The 14,062-nt window shown below is 69.4% G+C and carries 14 protein-coding genes; 13 read left to right on the forward strand and 1 reads right to left on the reverse strand.

What is annotated here, in order from left to right:
• The first annotated feature begins 2 nt into the window (after nt 1–2).
• The 5 genes from truA (at nt 3) to accD (ending at nt 4,689) form a co-directional block, all read left to right on the forward strand.
• Complete coding sequence (gene truA / locus D8S75_RS12795) at nt 3–821, forward strand: tRNA pseudouridine(38-40) synthase TruA (RefSeq protein ID WP_119966737.1); 819 nt, start codon at nt 3–5, stop codon at nt 819–821.
• Nucleotides 818–1,582, forward strand: coding sequence for a phosphoribosylanthranilate isomerase (locus tag D8S75_RS12800; protein ID WP_119966738.1), 765 nt, complete (start codon nt 818–820; stop codon nt 1,580–1,582). The genes truA and D8S75_RS12800 overlap by 4 nt, the downstream gene beginning before the upstream one ends.
• Entirely contained in the window at nt 1,560–2,828 is a 1,269-nt protein-coding gene (gene trpB, locus D8S75_RS12805; RefSeq protein ID WP_119966739.1) for a tryptophan synthase subunit beta, read from the forward strand. The genes D8S75_RS12800 and trpB overlap by 23 nt, the downstream gene beginning before the upstream one ends.
• On the forward strand, nt 2,825–3,646 hold the full coding sequence (gene trpA, locus D8S75_RS12810; RefSeq protein ID WP_119966740.1) for a tryptophan synthase subunit alpha: 822 nt from the start codon (nt 2,825–2,827) through the stop codon (nt 3,644–3,646). The genes trpB and trpA overlap by 4 nt, the downstream gene beginning before the upstream one ends.
• Nucleotides 3,647–3,816: 170 nt before the next feature.
• Entirely contained in the window at nt 3,817–4,689 is an 873-nt protein-coding gene (gene accD / locus D8S75_RS12815; RefSeq protein ID WP_119966741.1) for an acetyl-CoA carboxylase, carboxyltransferase subunit beta, read from the forward strand.
• Nucleotides 4,690–4,777: 88 nt separating this feature from the next.
• Here the strand turns inward: accD and D8S75_RS12820 are convergent, their stop codons facing one another.
• On the reverse strand, nt 4,778–5,326 hold the full coding sequence (locus D8S75_RS12820; RefSeq protein ID WP_119966742.1) for a YggT family protein: 549 nt from the start codon (nt 5,324–5,326) through the stop codon (nt 4,778–4,780).
• 61 nt (nt 5,327–5,387) lie between these two features.
• Between D8S75_RS12820 and D8S75_RS12825 the strand changes: the two genes are divergently transcribed.
• The 8 genes from D8S75_RS12825 to D8S75_RS12860 all read left to right on the forward strand — a co-directional run bounded on the left by D8S75_RS12825 (nt 5,388) and on the right by D8S75_RS12860 (nt 14,037).
• Nucleotides 5,388–6,026: an LON peptidase substrate-binding domain-containing protein gene (locus tag D8S75_RS12825; protein WP_119966743.1), complete on the forward strand. Its 639-nt coding sequence runs from the start codon at nt 5,388–5,390 to the stop codon at nt 6,024–6,026.
• Between the two features lie 16 nt (nt 6,027–6,042).
• Nucleotides 6,043–7,950 (forward strand): polysaccharide biosynthesis protein, encoded by a 1,908-nt coding sequence (locus tag D8S75_RS12830; protein WP_119966744.1) that lies wholly within the window; start codon nt 6,043–6,045, stop codon nt 7,948–7,950.
• On the forward strand, nt 7,947–9,179 hold the full coding sequence (locus tag D8S75_RS12835; protein WP_119966745.1) for a lipopolysaccharide biosynthesis protein: 1,233 nt from the start codon (nt 7,947–7,949) through the stop codon (nt 9,177–9,179). Before D8S75_RS12830 ends, D8S75_RS12835 begins: the two co-directional genes overlap by 4 nt.
• The gene (locus D8S75_RS12840) at nt 9,163–9,765 is read left to right on the forward strand and encodes an acyltransferase (RefSeq protein ID WP_119966746.1); all 603 of its coding nucleotides are present in this window, start codon (nt 9,163–9,165) and stop codon (nt 9,763–9,765) included. The genes D8S75_RS12835 and D8S75_RS12840 overlap by 17 nt, the downstream gene beginning before the upstream one ends.
• The gene (locus D8S75_RS12845; protein WP_119966747.1) at nt 9,758–10,810 is read left to right on the forward strand and encodes a glycosyltransferase; all 1,053 of its coding nucleotides are present in this window, start codon (nt 9,758–9,760) and stop codon (nt 10,808–10,810) included. Before D8S75_RS12840 ends, D8S75_RS12845 begins: the two co-directional genes overlap by 8 nt.
• 169 nt (nt 10,811–10,979) lie before the next feature.
• Nucleotides 10,980–12,005 (forward strand): glycosyltransferase family 2 protein, encoded by a 1,026-nt coding sequence (locus D8S75_RS12850; RefSeq protein WP_119966748.1) that lies wholly within the window; start codon nt 10,980–10,982, stop codon nt 12,003–12,005.
• Nucleotides 12,002–12,709 (forward strand): class I SAM-dependent methyltransferase, encoded by a 708-nt coding sequence (locus tag D8S75_RS12855; protein WP_119966749.1) that lies wholly within the window; start codon nt 12,002–12,004, stop codon nt 12,707–12,709. Before D8S75_RS12850 ends, D8S75_RS12855 begins: the two co-directional genes overlap by 4 nt.
• The gene (locus tag D8S75_RS12860; RefSeq protein ID WP_119966750.1) at nt 12,706–14,037 is read left to right on the forward strand and encodes a UDP-glucose dehydrogenase family protein; all 1,332 of its coding nucleotides are present in this window, start codon (nt 12,706–12,708) and stop codon (nt 14,035–14,037) included. The genes D8S75_RS12855 and D8S75_RS12860 overlap by 4 nt, the downstream gene beginning before the upstream one ends.
• Nucleotides 14,038–14,062 lie beyond the last annotated feature (25 nt).

Below are 14,062 nucleotides of genomic sequence, written 5' to 3' on the forward strand. Positions count from 1 at the left end.
GCATGCGGATGGCGCTGGGCGTCAGCTACAGCGGCCAAAACTACCTGGGCTGGCAAAGCCAGCCCTCGGGCAACACGGTGCAGGACCGGCTGGAGGCGGCGCTCGCGCGGTTCGCCACCCAGCCCGTCAGCACGCTGTGCGCCGGCCGCACCGACGCTGGCGTGCACGGCCTGATGCAGGTGGTGCATTTCGACGCCCCGGTGGAGCGCAGCCCGTTCTCCTGGGTGCGCGGCACCAACGCCTTCCTGCCACCCGACATCGCCGTGCAATGGGCCCGGCCCGTGCCCGACGCTTTTCACGCCCGTGCCTGCGCCACCGCGCGGCGCTACGCCTATGTGCTGCTGCAGTCGCCGGTGCGCCCCAGCGTGGAAGCCGGGCGCGTGGGCTGGGTGTTCCGCCCGCTCGACGGCGCCGCCATGCGCGAGGCCGCCGCGCACCTGCTGGGCGAGCACGATTTCACCTCGTTCCGCGCCTCGGCCTGCCAGGCGCTTTCGCCGGTCAAGACCCTGCACCGCATCGACATCACCCGCAAGGGCCCGGACCAGCCCGAGCCCGGCGAGGACTGGAGCCCGTGCTACTGGCGCTTCGAGTTCGAGGGCAACGCCTTCCTGCACCACATGATCCGCAACATCATGGGCTGCCTGGTGGCCATCGGCCAGGGCGCCAAGCCAGCCTCCTGGATGGCCGAGGTGCTGGCGGCGCGCTCGCGCGACGCGGCCGCACCCACCTTCTCGCCCGACGGGCTGTACTTCCTCGGGCCGCTCTACGACGCCGCCTGGGGCCTGCCCAGCCGCACGGCTGCGTATGATGCGCTGCCATGAGCAGCCCGCACACCCCGCCCCTTTCCGCACAGCCCCCCGCCACCCGGACCCGCATCAAGGTCTGCGGTCTCACGCGCGAGCAGGACGTGGACGCCGCTGTCGCCGCCGGCGTGGACGCCGTGGGCTTCGTGCTCTACGCCCCCAGCCCGCGCGCCGTGACGCCGCAGCACGCCGCGCAGCTGGCGTCGCGCCTGCCGCCCTTCGTCACACCGGTGCTGCTGTTCGTCAACGAAACCGCTCCCAATGTGATAGCTGCCAGCACAATGGTGGCGGGCGCAATCCTCCAATTTCATGGAGATGAAACCGCCGAGGAATGCTGGGAGGCCAGCGGCCGTGGCGCACGCCCCTACCTGCGCGCCGCGCGCATTCCCCTGGGGGAGCAAGGTATCGGGTTCGACCTCGTAGAATATGCCCATGTTCACTCCCGCGCCCGGGCCATCCTGCTCGACGCCCATGTCGAAGGCTATGGCGGTGGCGGCAAGGCATTCCATTGGTCACTCCTTCCTCCAAGCGTCACCTCTCACCTCGTTTTAAGTGGTGGACTCACGCCTGCAAACGTGACCGATGGCATCGTGCAGGTGCGCCCGCGAGGCCTCTCGCTGGCGGTTGATGTCAGTTCCGGCGTCGAGCTTGACGGCCCCGATGGCAAGCCCATCAAGGGCGTCAAGGACGCCGACAAGATCCAGCGCTTCGTGGCCGCCGTGCGCGCGGCCGACGAGCACCTTGCAAGGCAATCCCATGTTCCAGTACGACCAACCTGATTCCTCGGGCCACTTCGGCCCCTATGGCGGCAGTTTCGCCAGCGAAACCCTGACCTTCGCGCTGCGCGAACTGCAGGAAGCCTACGCTCGCTACCAGAACGACCCGGAGTTCATCGCCGAGTTCAACTACGAGCTGGCGCACTTCGTCGGCCGTCCCTCGCCCGTGTACCACGCCGCGCGCACCAGCCGCGAAATGGGCGGTGCACAGATCTACCTCAAGCGCGAAGACCTGAACCACACCGGCGCGCACAAGATCAACAACGTGATCGGCCAGGCCATGCTGGCGCGCCGCATGGGCAAGAAGCGCATCATCGCCGAGACCGGCGCGGGCCAGCACGGGGTGGCCACGGCCACCATCTGCGCGCGCTACGGGCTGGAGTGCGTAGTCTACATGGGCTCGGAGGACGTCAAGCGCCAGAGCCCCAACGTGTTCCGCATGAAGCTGCTCGGTGCCACCGTGGTGCCGGTCGAATCGGGCAGCAAGACGCTCAAGGACGCACTCAACGAAGCCATGCGCGACTGGGTGGCCAACGTGGACGACACCTTCTACATCATCGGCACCGTGGCGGGCCCCCACCCCTACCCCATGATGGTGCGCGACTTCCAGAGCGTGATCGGCAAGGAATGCCTCACGCAGATGCCCGCCATGCTGGCCGAACAGAAGATCGCAGCAGAGCAGCCCGACGCCGTGGTCGCCTGCGTGGGTGGCGGCAGCAACGCCATGGGCATCTTCTACCCCTACATTCCGTTCGAGAAGACGCGCCTGATCGGCGTCGAAGCCGCCGGCGAGGGCCTGGACAGCGGCAAGCACTCGGCCAGCCTGCAACGCGGCTCCAGCGGCGTGCTGCACGGCAACCGCACCTATATCCTGCAGGACGAGAACGGCCAGATCACCGAGACGCACAGCATCAGCGCCGGCCTAGACTACCCCGGCGTCGGCCCCGAGCACGCCTGGCTGCAGGAAATCAATCGCGCGCAGTATGTCGGCATCACCGACAGCGAGGCGCTCGACGCCTTCCACTACCTGTGTCGCACCGAGGGCATCATCCCCGCGCTCGAATCGAGCCACGCCTTCGCCTATGCCATGAAGCTGGCCAAGGAGATGCGCCCGGACCAGTCCATCCTGGTCAACCTCTCGGGCCGGGGCGACAAGGACATCGGCACCGTGGCCGACCTCTCGGGCGAGGATTTTTACGACCGCCCCTCCATGCGCGGCCACGCCGTGAAGGGAGGGCCCGCAGCATGAACACCACACCGAACCGCATCGCCGCCACCTTCGCCGCCCTGCAGGCCAAGGGTCGCAAGGCGCTGATCCCCTACGTCACGGCCGGCTTTCCGTTCGCCGACATCACGCCCGCGCTCATGCACGGCATGGTCGAGGCCGGCGCCGACATCATCGAGCTGGGCGTGCCCTTCTCCGACCCCATGGCCGACGGCCCGGTCATCCAGAAAGCAGGCGAAAAGGCCCTGGCGCTGGGCACCGGCCTCAAGCAGGTGCTGGGCCATGTGCGCGAATTCCGCGGCCGCAACAAAGAAACGCCCGTCGTGCTGATGGGCTACGCCAACCCCGTGGAGCGCTACGACCAGATCCATGGAAAAGACGCCTTCGTGCGCGACGCAGCCGAGGCGGGCGTCGATGGCGTGCTCATCGTGGACTACCCGCCCGAGGAATGCACTGAGTTTGCCGCCAAGCTGCGCGCGCACGGCATGGACCTGATCTTCCTGCTGGCCCCCACCAGCACGGAGCAGCGCATGCAGGAAGTGGCGCGCGTGGCCAGCGGCTATGTGTACTACGTATCGCTCAAGGGCGTGACCGGCTCGGGCGCGCTCGACACCACCGCCGTCGAGGCCATGCTGCCGCGCATCCGCCAGCATGTGCACATCCCCGTGGGCGTGGGCTTCGGCATCCGCGACGCGGCCACGGCCCAGGCCATCGGCAAGGTGGCCGACGCAGTGGTCATCGGCAGCCGCATCATCCAGTTGCTGGAGGACCAGCCCCACGAAAAGATCGTGCCTGTGGCGATGGACTTCCTGCGCGGGGTCCGCAAGGCGCTCGACGCATAAAATGGAGGGCAACCCCCTGAGCGGCTTTGCCGCTTCCCCCTTCTCTCGCGCTGCGCGCGGGAAGGGGGACGCTCCCAGCGCGGCGGGGCGGCCATTGCGCGGGAGCCCTGATCTGGGCCACGCTAGTTTCACAGGCCGCGCCGCTGGCCCACTCATACAAAGGAAGACGAATGTCCTGGCTTGAAAAACTCCTGCCCTCCAAGATCCAGCAAACCGATCCCACGGTGCGCCGCCAGATGCCCGAGGGCCTGTGGGTCAAGTGCCCCAGCTGCGAGACCGTGCTCTACAAGGCCGACCTGGAGCAGAACCAGAATGTCTGCCCGCACTGCAGCCACCACCACCGCATCGGCGCGCGCGCGCGGCTTGACGCCTTTCTCGACCCGGAAGGCCGCTACGAGATCGGCCAGGAGGTCATCCCGGTCGACGCCCTCAAATTCAAGGACAGCCGCAAGTACCCCGAGCGCCTGAAAGAAGCCCTGGAGAGCACGGGCGAGACCGACGCGCTCATCGTCATGGGCGGCGCCGTCAAGAGCATCAATGTGGTGGCGGCCTGCTTCGAGTTCGACTTCATGGGCGGCTCCATGGGCAGCGTGGTCGGCGAGCGTTTCGTGCGCGGCGTCGAGACCGCCATCGAGCAAAAGGTGCCCTTTATCTGCTTCACCGCCACCGGTGGCGCACGCATGCAGGAAGGCCTGCTCTCGCTGATGCAGATGGCCAAGACCAACGCCGCGCTCACGCGCCTGGCCAAGAAGGGCCTGCCCTACATCAGCGTGCTGACCGACCCGACCATGGGCGGCGTGAGCGCGGGCTTCGCCTTCGTGGGCGACATCGTGATCGCCGAGCCCAAGGCGCTGATCGGCTTCGCCGGCCCGCGCGTGATTGAATCGACCGTGCGCGTGACCCTGCCCGAGGGCTTCCAGCGCGCCGAGTTCCTGATGCAAAAGGGTGCCGTGGACCTGATCTGCGACCGCCGCGAACTGCGCACCACCGTGGCCCAGAGCCTGGCCATGCTGCAGCGCCTGCCGGCCGACGCCGTGATGTAAGCACCGGGCGGCAGCGCACGAAAAACTACAAATTTAATAGCTAGTAGCGCTTACCCAGTAAGCGTCTGCGGCATATTTCGTGGTGATTTCAGCGCAGCGCGCTGGCCTGCAGGTTGCCCAACACCATCAGGGCCACCTGCAGCAGCACCAGCACCACCAGCGGCGACAGGTCGATGCCACCGGCCAGCGGCAGGATGCGCCGCACCGGGCGCAGTACGGGCTCGCACAGGCGCGCGATCACGTCCGACACGGGGGAATGCGCCTGCATCCAGGACATCACCGCATAGACGATGAGCAGGCCGATCAGCCCGGTGACCGCCACGCGCGCCAGGCCGAACAGCGCCAGCACCGGCAACCAGACCCAGCCGCCACCCATGCCGATCAACAGCCACAGAATGCCGTACTGCGCCAGTTCCACCAGCAGCGCCGCCAACAGGCTGGCGCCGTCCCAGCGCCCCAGCGGCGGTACGACGCGGCGCAGCGGCAGCACCATCCAGTCGCTCAAAGCGAACACGAGACGCCCGACAGGGTTGCCAAAAGGCACGCGCTGCCACTGCATGTAGATTCGCAACAGGCAGGCGCCGCACAGCAGCCCGGCCACCACATCCAGCAAAAAAGAAACAATCTGATAGAGCATCAACGGGATACGTCCTCAGCCGAACAACGGCATGGGATGATAGCCCCTCCCTCGCCCCGCCATGTCGCAGACCCTCACCCTGACCAGCCTGCCGCTGTTCCCGCTCGCCTCGATGCTGTTTCCGGGCGGCGTGCTGGCGCTGCGCGTGTTCGAGGTGCGCTACCTCGACATGGTGCGCAAATGCCGGCAGGCGGGCGCGCCCTTTGGCGTTGTCAGCCTGCGCAGCGGCGAAGAAGTGCGCCGCGCCGGAGCTCCGCTGGAGCAATTGCACGACGTGGGCACGCTGGCGGCCATCGAGCACCTGGAGAGCCCACAGCCCGGCCTCGTCACGCTGGAATGCCGGGGCGGCCAGCGCTTTCGCATCCTGCACAGCCATCTGCTGCCGCATGGCCTGTGGATCGCCGATGTCGAGCTGCTGGCCGAAGACCAGCACGTGCCCATCCCGCAGCACCTGTCGGCCACGTCGCGTTCGCTGTCGCAGGTGCTGGCCTCGCTGCGCGAACGCACCCCCAGCAGCCCGGCCGCCATCACCCCCACGGCGGCCCAGCTCGACGACTGCGGCTGGGTGGCCAACCGCTGGTGCGAACTGCTGCCCGTGCCGCTGGAACTCAAGCAGCGGCTGATGCAGCTCGACACCCCGCTCGTGCGCCTGGAGCTCGTGGGCGACGTATTGGAACGCACAGGCATCGCGCCACTGTGAGGACCCGCCCGAAGCCATGCTGAACCGCATCCTGGAATGGCCCCGCTCCGCCAAGCGCCTGTTCGTCGTGGCGCTGGACGCCGGCATGGGCCTGCTCGCCATGTGGCTGGCCTTCACCCTGCGGCTGGAGTCCCTGCACCGGCCCGAGGGCCTGCAGTGGCTGGTGTACGCGCTGGGCCCGCTGCTGGCCTTCCCCATCTTCATGAACCTGGGGCTCTACCGCGCCATCTTCCGCTACACCGGCATCCGCGCACTGATCACCACGGGCAAGGCCGTGACGCTTTACGGCGCGCTGCTGCTGGCCATCCTGCTCGTGGCCCAATGGGAAGGCGTGCCGCGCAGCGTGGGCATCCTGCAACCGCTGATGTTCCTGCTATTGGTGGGCTCCAGCCGCGCCCTGGGCTGGCTGTGGCTGGCGGGCAGCCCGGGCAAGGAGCCCCGGCGCCTGCTGATCTATGGCGCCGGCAGCGCCGGTGCACAGACCGCCGCCGGTCTGGTGGGCATGCACCAATACCAGCTGCGGGGCTTTGTCGATGACGACGCGGCCAAGATAGGCCGCAGCATCAACGGCGTGCTGGTGTATGCCCCGCAGGCCCTGCCCGGCGTGGTACAGCGCCTGGGCGTGACCGACGTGCTGCTCGCCGTGCCCAGCACCACGCGCCAGCGCCGCCGCCAGATCATCGAGAGCCTGAGCGACCTTCCCGTGCGCATCCGCACCTTGCCCGGCCTCTCGGACCTGGCCAGCGGGCGGGTCACGGTGGCCGATTTCCAGGAGCTGGACATCGAGGACCTGATCGGCCGCGAACCCGTCGCGCCCCAGCCCAGCCTGCTCGGACGCGATCTTGCGGGGCATGTGGTCCTGGTCACGGGGGCAGGTGGCAGTATCGGCAGCGAGTTGTGCCGCCAGATCGTGCACGAGAGCCCGGCGCGGTTGCTGCTCGTGGACCACAGCGAATACGCGCTCTATGCCATCCACCATGAACTGCAGGCTCTGCGCGATCAGGGCGCGCATGCGTGCGAATTGGTGCCGCTGCTCGCCAACGTGGCCGATCCGCTGCGCATGGCCGACATCTGCCATATGCACCGCCCCTGCTCGATCTACCATGCGGCTGCCTACAAGCATGTCCCCATGGTCGAGGCCAACGCGGGAGAAGGCGTGCTCAACAACGTGTTCGGCACGCTCAACATGGTGCGCATGGCGCTGGAGCATGGCGCACGGCATTTCGTGCTCGTCTCCACCGACAAGGCCGTGCGCCCCACCAACGTCATGGGCGCGAGCAAGCGCGTGGCCGAGCTGCTGCTGCAAGCCATCGCGGCGAGCAGCCAGCCACCGTTCGGCACGGCACCCACCGTGGCGCCGTGGCACAGCCCCACGCGCTTTTCCATGGTGCGCTTCGGCAATGTGCTCGGTTCGAGTGGCAGCGTGATTCCGCTGTTCCGGCGCCAGATCGCCGCGGGCGGCCCGGTCACGGTCACGCACCCGGGCGTCACGCGTTATTTCATGACCATTCCCGAGGCGGCCCAGCTCGTGCTGCAGGCCGGTGCCATGGCCGAGGGCGGCGACCTGTTCCTGCTCGACATGGGCGAGCCCATCCGCATCGTGGACCTGGCGCGCCGCATGGTGGCGCTGTCGGGCCTGACCGTGCGCGACGAACAACACCCGGGCGGCGACATCGCCATCGAGTTCACCGGCCTGCGCCCCGGCGAGAAGCTCTACGAGGAGCTGCTCATCGGTGACCACCCCCTGCCCACCGCGCACCCGCGCATCCTGCGCGCGCGCGAGGAGCACGCACCCTGGGAGGGCATGCAACACACGCTGGAAGCCCTGCGCGCGGCCGCCTTGGCCAACGACACGCCCACCATCAAGCAGCTCCTGCGCCAACTGGTGCCCGGCTACCAACCCGCCGGCCCGGCCAGCCCATGAGTTCGGGACTGCTGCGCGCCACGCTCACGTTGCTGACCGGCGGCGTGCTAGCCCACGCCTTGCCCCTGCTGCTGGGGCCAGCGCTCACGCGGCTGTACGCGCCCGGCGATTTTGGCCAGTACGCGCTGCTCTGGGCCATCGCCACCAACCTGGCCGTGGTGGCCTGCGCGCGCTACGAATTCGCCCTGCCCCTCGAAAGATCACCCCGGCGCGCGGCACTGCTGATGGCCTTGTGCGCACGCCTGCTGCTGGCCGCCACGGCCATTTCCACTCTTCTGGCCCTCGCTCTGTTTCTTGGTCAGGGCATGGCCCTGGCCTGGCTGCTGCCAGCGGGCGTTCTGGCCATCAGCGCCACCCAGTGGCTCACGCTGTGGGCCACGCGGGCGCAACGCTTCGGCCTGCTGTCGGCGGCGCGCCTGGCGCAGCAGGGCGGCGGCGCCGTGTTGCAGGTGCTGCTGGGCCTGTTCAAGGCGGGGCCCGTGGGCCTGCTGCTGGGCCCCATCGTGGCGGGCCTGGGCGCCGCCTGGCTGCTGGCCCGTCCCGCCCCGCAGGGCGGCTGGCGGCGCATGGTGCGCCAGCGGCTGCCGCGCCTCAAAGCCATGGCCGCGCACCACCGCGACTTTCCGCTCTACAACACGCCGCACGCCTTCATGGGCGCGCTGCAGGACACGCTGGCCCTGCTGCTCGTGGCCGCCTGGGCCGGCGACGCGGCCGCCGGCTTCTGGGCGCTGGCCCTGCGCTACCTCAAGGCCCCCGCCACGCTGCTGGGGGGCGCGCTGTCGCAGGCGCTCTACCCACAGCTGCTGCAGGCGCGCAGCGCGGCCGAGGCGCGGGCCCTGGTGCGCCGCGCCATGCTGGCGCTGGCCCTGCTGGCGGCGCCGCTGGCGGCCGTGCTGCTGCTCTGGGGGCCGGAGTTGTTTACCTGGGTCTTTGGCGCGCAGTGGGGCGACACGGGGACGCTGGCGCGCGGCCTGGGCCTGTACATCGGCCTGCACTTCATCGCCTCGCCGCTCTCGGTGGTCACGCTGGCCTGGCGAGCCCAGCCCTGGGCATTGCGGCTCTCCCTCGTGGGGCAGGCCGTGTTCTTCACCGGGCTGGTCGCCGGGCTCCACTGGGGCGGTCTCGCGGGCGCGGCCTGGGGCGTCTCGGCGTCCATGGCCGCGTACTTCCTCTACTATTTCCGGGCCCTCGCGTTCTGGAGCGACATCCCCCATGAGAGCCTTGCTTAACCGCTGGCGCCGCTGGCTCTGGCGGCAGCTTTTCTACCGCATGGTGTTCGGCGAACAGGGCCATGCCGGCCAGGTGCTGCCGCACACCCGCATCGCCCCCAGCACCTGCATCGAAGGCGAAGCCGGGCTGGAGCTGGCCGACCACGTGTTCATCGGCCAGTTCAACTTCCTCGACGCCACCGCCGGGTTGCGCATCGGCGAGGGCGTGCAAATCACCAACTTTGTCAGCATCGTCACGCACAGCTCGCACCGCAGCCTCCGGCTGCTCGGCCGCGCCTATGCCAGCCACCAGGGCGAGGTGCCCGGCTATGTACGCGCACCCATCGCCATCGGCGCCTACAGCTTCATCGGTCCGCACAGTGTGGTCGAGGCGGGCAGCCGCATCGGCAAGGGCGTGGTGGTGTGTTCCCACTCGCGCGTGCGCGGCGAGGTGCCGGATTTCGCCATCGTCGCCGGCACGCCCGCCGCCGTCATCGGGGACGTGCGCACGGGCGATGCCCGCCTGCTGGCGCAGCACCCCGAACTGGCAGCACACTACGCCGCCTGGGCGGGTGAGTTGCCCCTGAAAAAGGCTGGGCATGGCTGACGCCCCCCACCTGTGCCTGCTGGGCGACGCCAACAGCCCGCACACCCGGCGCTGGGCACTGGAGATGCGCGCGCGCGGCTGGCGCGTCTCCCTCGTCACGGCGCGGCCCGAGCCGCTCGACGGCGTGGAGCAGCGCATCCTGCCGCCGGTGCGGCGCCAGGCCGACTGGCTGCTGCGCGCGGGCGCGGCGCGCCGCCACGTGCACGAGCTGGCGCCCGACATCGTGCACGCGCACTATGTCACCTCCTACGGCTACCTGGCCGCGCGCTGCGGCCGCCACCCGCTGATGATGACGGCCTGGGGCAGCGACCTGCTCGTCACGCCGCACACCCGCCCGTGGATGCGCTGGCTCACCGGCTGGATCCTGCGCCGCGCCGACCTCATCACCGGCGACTCGGCCAGTCTCGTCGAAGCCGCACGGCAGTACCACCCACGTGCCCCGGTGCACGAGATCCACTGGGGCGTGGACCGCGCACGCTTCGCCCCCGCGCCCTGGGAGCACAAGGACGGCCTGCACATCGTGAGCCTGCGCGCCTGGGAGCCCAACTACCAGATCGGCACGTTGATCGATGCCTTCGCGCTGCTGCGCCAGCAGTGGCCCGGCATGCCGCTGCAACTGCACCTGCTGGGCGGCGGCTCGCTCGAACCGGCATTGCGCGCGCAGGTGCAGGCGCTGGGACTGGAGCCCAGCGTGGTGTTCCATGGCCGCCTGGACGATGCAGGCATGGCCGCCGTGCTGGCGCGCTGCAAGATCTCAGTCACGGTGCCCGCGAGCGACGCCACCTCCGTGGCCATGCTGGAGAGCATGGCCTGCGGTCTGGCCGTGGTGGCCAGCAATCTGCCCGCCAACCGGCAGTGGATAGACCCCGAGCTGCTGGTGCCCGCGGGCGATGCGCCCGCGCTGGCCCAGGTGCTGCAGCGGCTTGCCAGCGACGATGCATGGGCACGCCAGGCCGGCGAGCGCAACGCCGAGCGCATCGCGCTGGACGGCGACCGCAAGGCGCAGATGGACCATATCGACCGGCTGTATCGGGAGCTTCTATGAAACTCCCCCCTGAGGCCCTGCGGGCCTTCCCCCCTCTCTCCAATCGCTGCGCGATTGGGGAGGGAGGACGCTCCCAGCGCGGCGGGACGGCCCTTGCGCAGGAGCCCTGGCCTGGCTCGGGCCGGTTGCTTGCGTCGCAGGCAGGGCGACGCACCATGGAGCAACTGTCATGACAACTCCCACGCCGCGCCTGCTCAGCGTGATCGCCCCCTGCCGCAACGAAGCGGCCTTCATCGACGCCTTCTGCGACTCCGTGCTGCGCCAGCAGCTCCCCGAGGGCTGGCGCATGGAAGTGCTGATCGCCGACGGCCTGAGCGACGACGGCACGCGCGAGCGCCTGCAGGAGCGCTGCGCGCGCGACGCGCGGCTGCTGCTGGTGGACAACCCCGGCTGCATCGTCTCCACCGGGCTCAATACCTGCATCGCGCGCGCCCAGGGCGAGGTGATTGCCCGGCTCGACATTCACACCCAGTTCGCCCCGGACTACCTGGCGCGCTGCATCGACACCCTGGAGCGCAGCGGCGCCGACAACGTGGGCGGCCCCTGGATCGCGCAAGGCAACGGCCCCATGGGCGAAGCCATCGCGGCGGCCTTCCAGTGCCGCTGGGTGGTCGGCGGCGCGCGCTCGCGCGACCCGGTCTACGAAGGCGCGGTCGATACCGTGTACCTGGGCTGCTGGCGGCGCGAGGCGTTCGCGCGTTTTGGCCTGTTCGACGAGGCACTGGTGCGCAACCAGGACGACGAACACAACCTGCGCCTGCGCCTTGGCGGCGGCCGCATCTGGCAGAGCGGCACGATCCGTTCGGTCTACCACCCGCGCGGCTCGCTGCGCCACCTCTACGCCCAGCAGCAGCAGTACGGCTACTGGCGGCCCTTCGTGGTGCGCAAGCACGGCCAGCCGGGTTCGCTGCGCCAGCTCGTGCCCGCACTATTCGTTGCCGCGCTCTGCGTAAGCGCCCTGCTCTTGCCTTGGTCGGCCTGGCCCGCCGCCGCGCTGCTGACGCTCTACGGCGGCTACCTGGCGCTGGCGAGCGTGGCGGCGGCACGCGCCGCCGGGTCCTGGCGCCTGCTGCCGCGCCTGCCCGCGGTGATCGCGGCCTTCCACCTCGGCTATGGCTGGGGCACCTGGCAGGGCCTGTGGGATGTGCTGCGCAAGCGCCAGCCCGCGCAGCGCTTCGCGAGAATCACGCGATGAACACATCCGAAACCCAGGCCGTACAAGCACGCTACGCCCGGCGCGACAACAGCGCCGATGCACAGCGCTACAGCCTGTACGCCAACGCGGCCGCGCTGCAAGCGCAACAGGAACGCCTGCGCGCCATGGCGCGCCTGTGGTGCGCGCATGGCTGGACCGACCTGTCGGGCCGCACGCTGCTCGAAGTGGGCTGCGGCAGCGGCGGCAACCTGCTGGACCTGCTGCGCCTGGGCGCCACGCCCACGCAGTTGACCGGCATCGAGTTGTTGCCCGAGCGTGCCGCCGCCGCGCGCGCCGTGCTGCCCGGCGGAGTGACCGTCCTCGAAGGCGACGCCTGCGCAGCCCCCATCGCGGACGCCAGCCAGCAGGCCGTGCTGGCCTTCACCGTGTTCAGCTCGCTACTCGACCCCGCCTATCGGCAGCAGTTCGCGCGCACCCTGTGGCGCTGGGTGGCGCCGGGCGGCGGCGTGCTGGTGTATGACTTCGTCGTCAACAACCCGCACAATCCGGATGTGCGCAAGCTGCCGCTGTCCGAACTGCGCGCCCTGTTCCCCTGCGCGCGGCTGCAGTCGCGACGCCTCACGCTGGCGCCACCGGTCGCGCGGCGGCTGCCCACCGGGCTCATCGCCCCGGCCTCGCTGCTGCTGCACCCCTTGCGCACGCACCGCCTCACCTGGGCGGTCAAACCCCTGACACCGCCATGAAAATCACTGTCATAGGAACCGGTTACGTCGGCCTGGTCACGGGCGCCTGCCTCGCGGAGATGGGCAACCAGGTGGTCTGCCTGGACCGCGACCCCGAGCGCATCGCCGCGCTGCAAAATGGCCAGTTGCCCATCCACGAGCCCGGCCTGCTCGACCTCGTCCTGCGCAACGCGCGCGGCGGCCGGCTGGCCTTCACCGCCGACGTGGACCGCGCCGTGGCGCACGGCCGCGTGCAATTCATCGCCGTGGGCACCCCTGCGGGCGAGGATGGAGCGGCCGATCTGCAACAGGTACTGGCAGCGGCGCGCGCCATCGCCGAGCGCATGCAGGAACCCCGGCTCATCGTGAACAAGAGCACCGTGCCCGTGGGCACGGCGGACCGGGTGCGCGCAGCAGTCACGCAGGTGCTGCAGGCGCGCGGCCTGCCGGATCTGGCGTTCTCGGTGGCGTCCAACCCCGAGTTCCTCAAGGAAGGCTCGGCCGTGCAGGACTTCATGCGTCCCGACCGCGTGATCGTGGGCGCTGGCGACGAGCCGTCCGCCCAGACCCTGCGCCAACTCTACACCCCGTTCATGCGCAACCGCGACCGCTTCATCCTGATGGATGTCCGCAGCGCGGAGTTCGCCAAGTACGCCGCCAACGCCATGCTGGCCACGCGCATCAGCTTCATGAACGAACTGGCCCTGCTGGCCGAGAAACTGGGGGCCGACATCGAGCAGGTGCGCACCGGCATCGGCACCGACCCGCGCATCGGCACGCATTTTCTCTATGCCGGCACGGGCTATGGCGGGTCCTGCTTTCCCAAGGACGTGAAGGCCCTGGTGCATACGGCGCGCGAGGCCGGACAGGAGCTGCGCATCCTGCAAGCCGTGGAGGCGGTGAACGAGCGCCAGAAGCAGGTGCTGGTGGACAAGATCGTCACGCGCTTCGGGCCCGACCTGCGCGGCCGCCGCTTCGCCCTGTGGGGCCTGGCCTTCAAGCCGGGCACGGACGACATGCGCGAGGCACCGAGCCTGACCATCATCGAGCGCCTGTTGGCCTTGGGCGCCGAGGTCGCGGCCTATGACCCGGTGGCGCTGGCGCAGGCGCGCATCGCACTAGGCGAGCGCGCGGGCCTGCGCTTGCTGGACCAGGCCGATGCCGTGCTCGAAGGCGCGGACGCCCTCGTCATCGTGACCGAGTGGAAAGAATTCCGCAGTCCCGACTTCGCCCATCTGGCCGCCACGCTGCGCCAGCCGGTGGTCTTCGATGGTCGCAACCTGTTCGAGCCCACAGAGATGCAAGCACTAGGCATCGATTACTACGCTATTGGGCGTGGTTCTAGCTAAATTTATTGTCAATTCATACGTTGCA

The organism is Simplicispira lacusdiani, assembly GCF_003604195.1.
GTDB classification, from domain to species: Bacteria; Pseudomonadota; Gammaproteobacteria; order Burkholderiales; family Burkholderiaceae_C; genus Simplicispira; species Simplicispira lacusdiani.

What these genes read in the sequence shown, in the direction of transcription:
- truA (WP_119966737.1), top strand. Translation starts at nt 3, where the DNA reads ATGCGGATGGCGCTGGGCGTCAGCTACAGCGGCCAAAACTACCTGGGC.
- D8S75_RS12850 (WP_119966748.1), top strand. Translation starts at nt 10,980, where the DNA reads ATGACAACTCCCACGCCGCGCCTGCTCAGCGTGATCGCCCCCTGCCGC.
- D8S75_RS12825 (WP_119966743.1), top strand. Translation starts at nt 5,388, where the DNA reads ATGTCGCAGACCCTCACCCTGACCAGCCTGCCGCTGTTCCCGCTCGCC.
- D8S75_RS12840 (WP_119966746.1), top strand. Translation starts at nt 9,163, where the DNA reads ATGAGAGCCTTGCTTAACCGCTGGCGCCGCTGGCTCTGGCGGCAGCTT.
- D8S75_RS12855 (WP_119966749.1), top strand. Translation starts at nt 12,002, where the DNA reads ATGAACACATCCGAAACCCAGGCCGTACAAGCACGCTACGCCCGGCGC.
- accD (WP_119966741.1), top strand. Translation starts at nt 3,817, where the DNA reads ATGTCCTGGCTTGAAAAACTCCTGCCCTCCAAGATCCAGCAAACCGAT.
- D8S75_RS12800 (WP_119966738.1), top strand. Translation starts at nt 818, where the DNA reads ATGAGCAGCCCGCACACCCCGCCCCTTTCCGCACAGCCCCCCGCCACC.
- D8S75_RS12830 (WP_119966744.1), top strand. Translation starts at nt 6,043, where the DNA reads ATGCTGAACCGCATCCTGGAATGGCCCCGCTCCGCCAAGCGCCTGTTC.
- trpB (WP_119966739.1), top strand. Translation starts at nt 1,560, where the DNA reads ATGTTCCAGTACGACCAACCTGATTCCTCGGGCCACTTCGGCCCCTAT.
- trpA (WP_119966740.1), top strand. Translation starts at nt 2,825, where the DNA reads ATGAACACCACACCGAACCGCATCGCCGCCACCTTCGCCGCCCTGCAG.
- D8S75_RS12820 (WP_119966742.1), bottom strand. Translation starts at nt 5,326, where the DNA reads ATGCTCTATCAGATTGTTTCTTTTTTGCTGGATGTGGTGGCCGGGCTG.
- D8S75_RS12860 (WP_119966750.1), top strand. Translation starts at nt 12,706, where the DNA reads ATGAAAATCACTGTCATAGGAACCGGTTACGTCGGCCTGGTCACGGGC.
- D8S75_RS12845 (WP_119966747.1), top strand. Translation starts at nt 9,758, where the DNA reads ATGGCTGACGCCCCCCACCTGTGCCTGCTGGGCGACGCCAACAGCCCG.
- D8S75_RS12835 (WP_119966745.1), top strand. Translation starts at nt 7,947, where the DNA reads ATGAGTTCGGGACTGCTGCGCGCCACGCTCACGTTGCTGACCGGCGGC.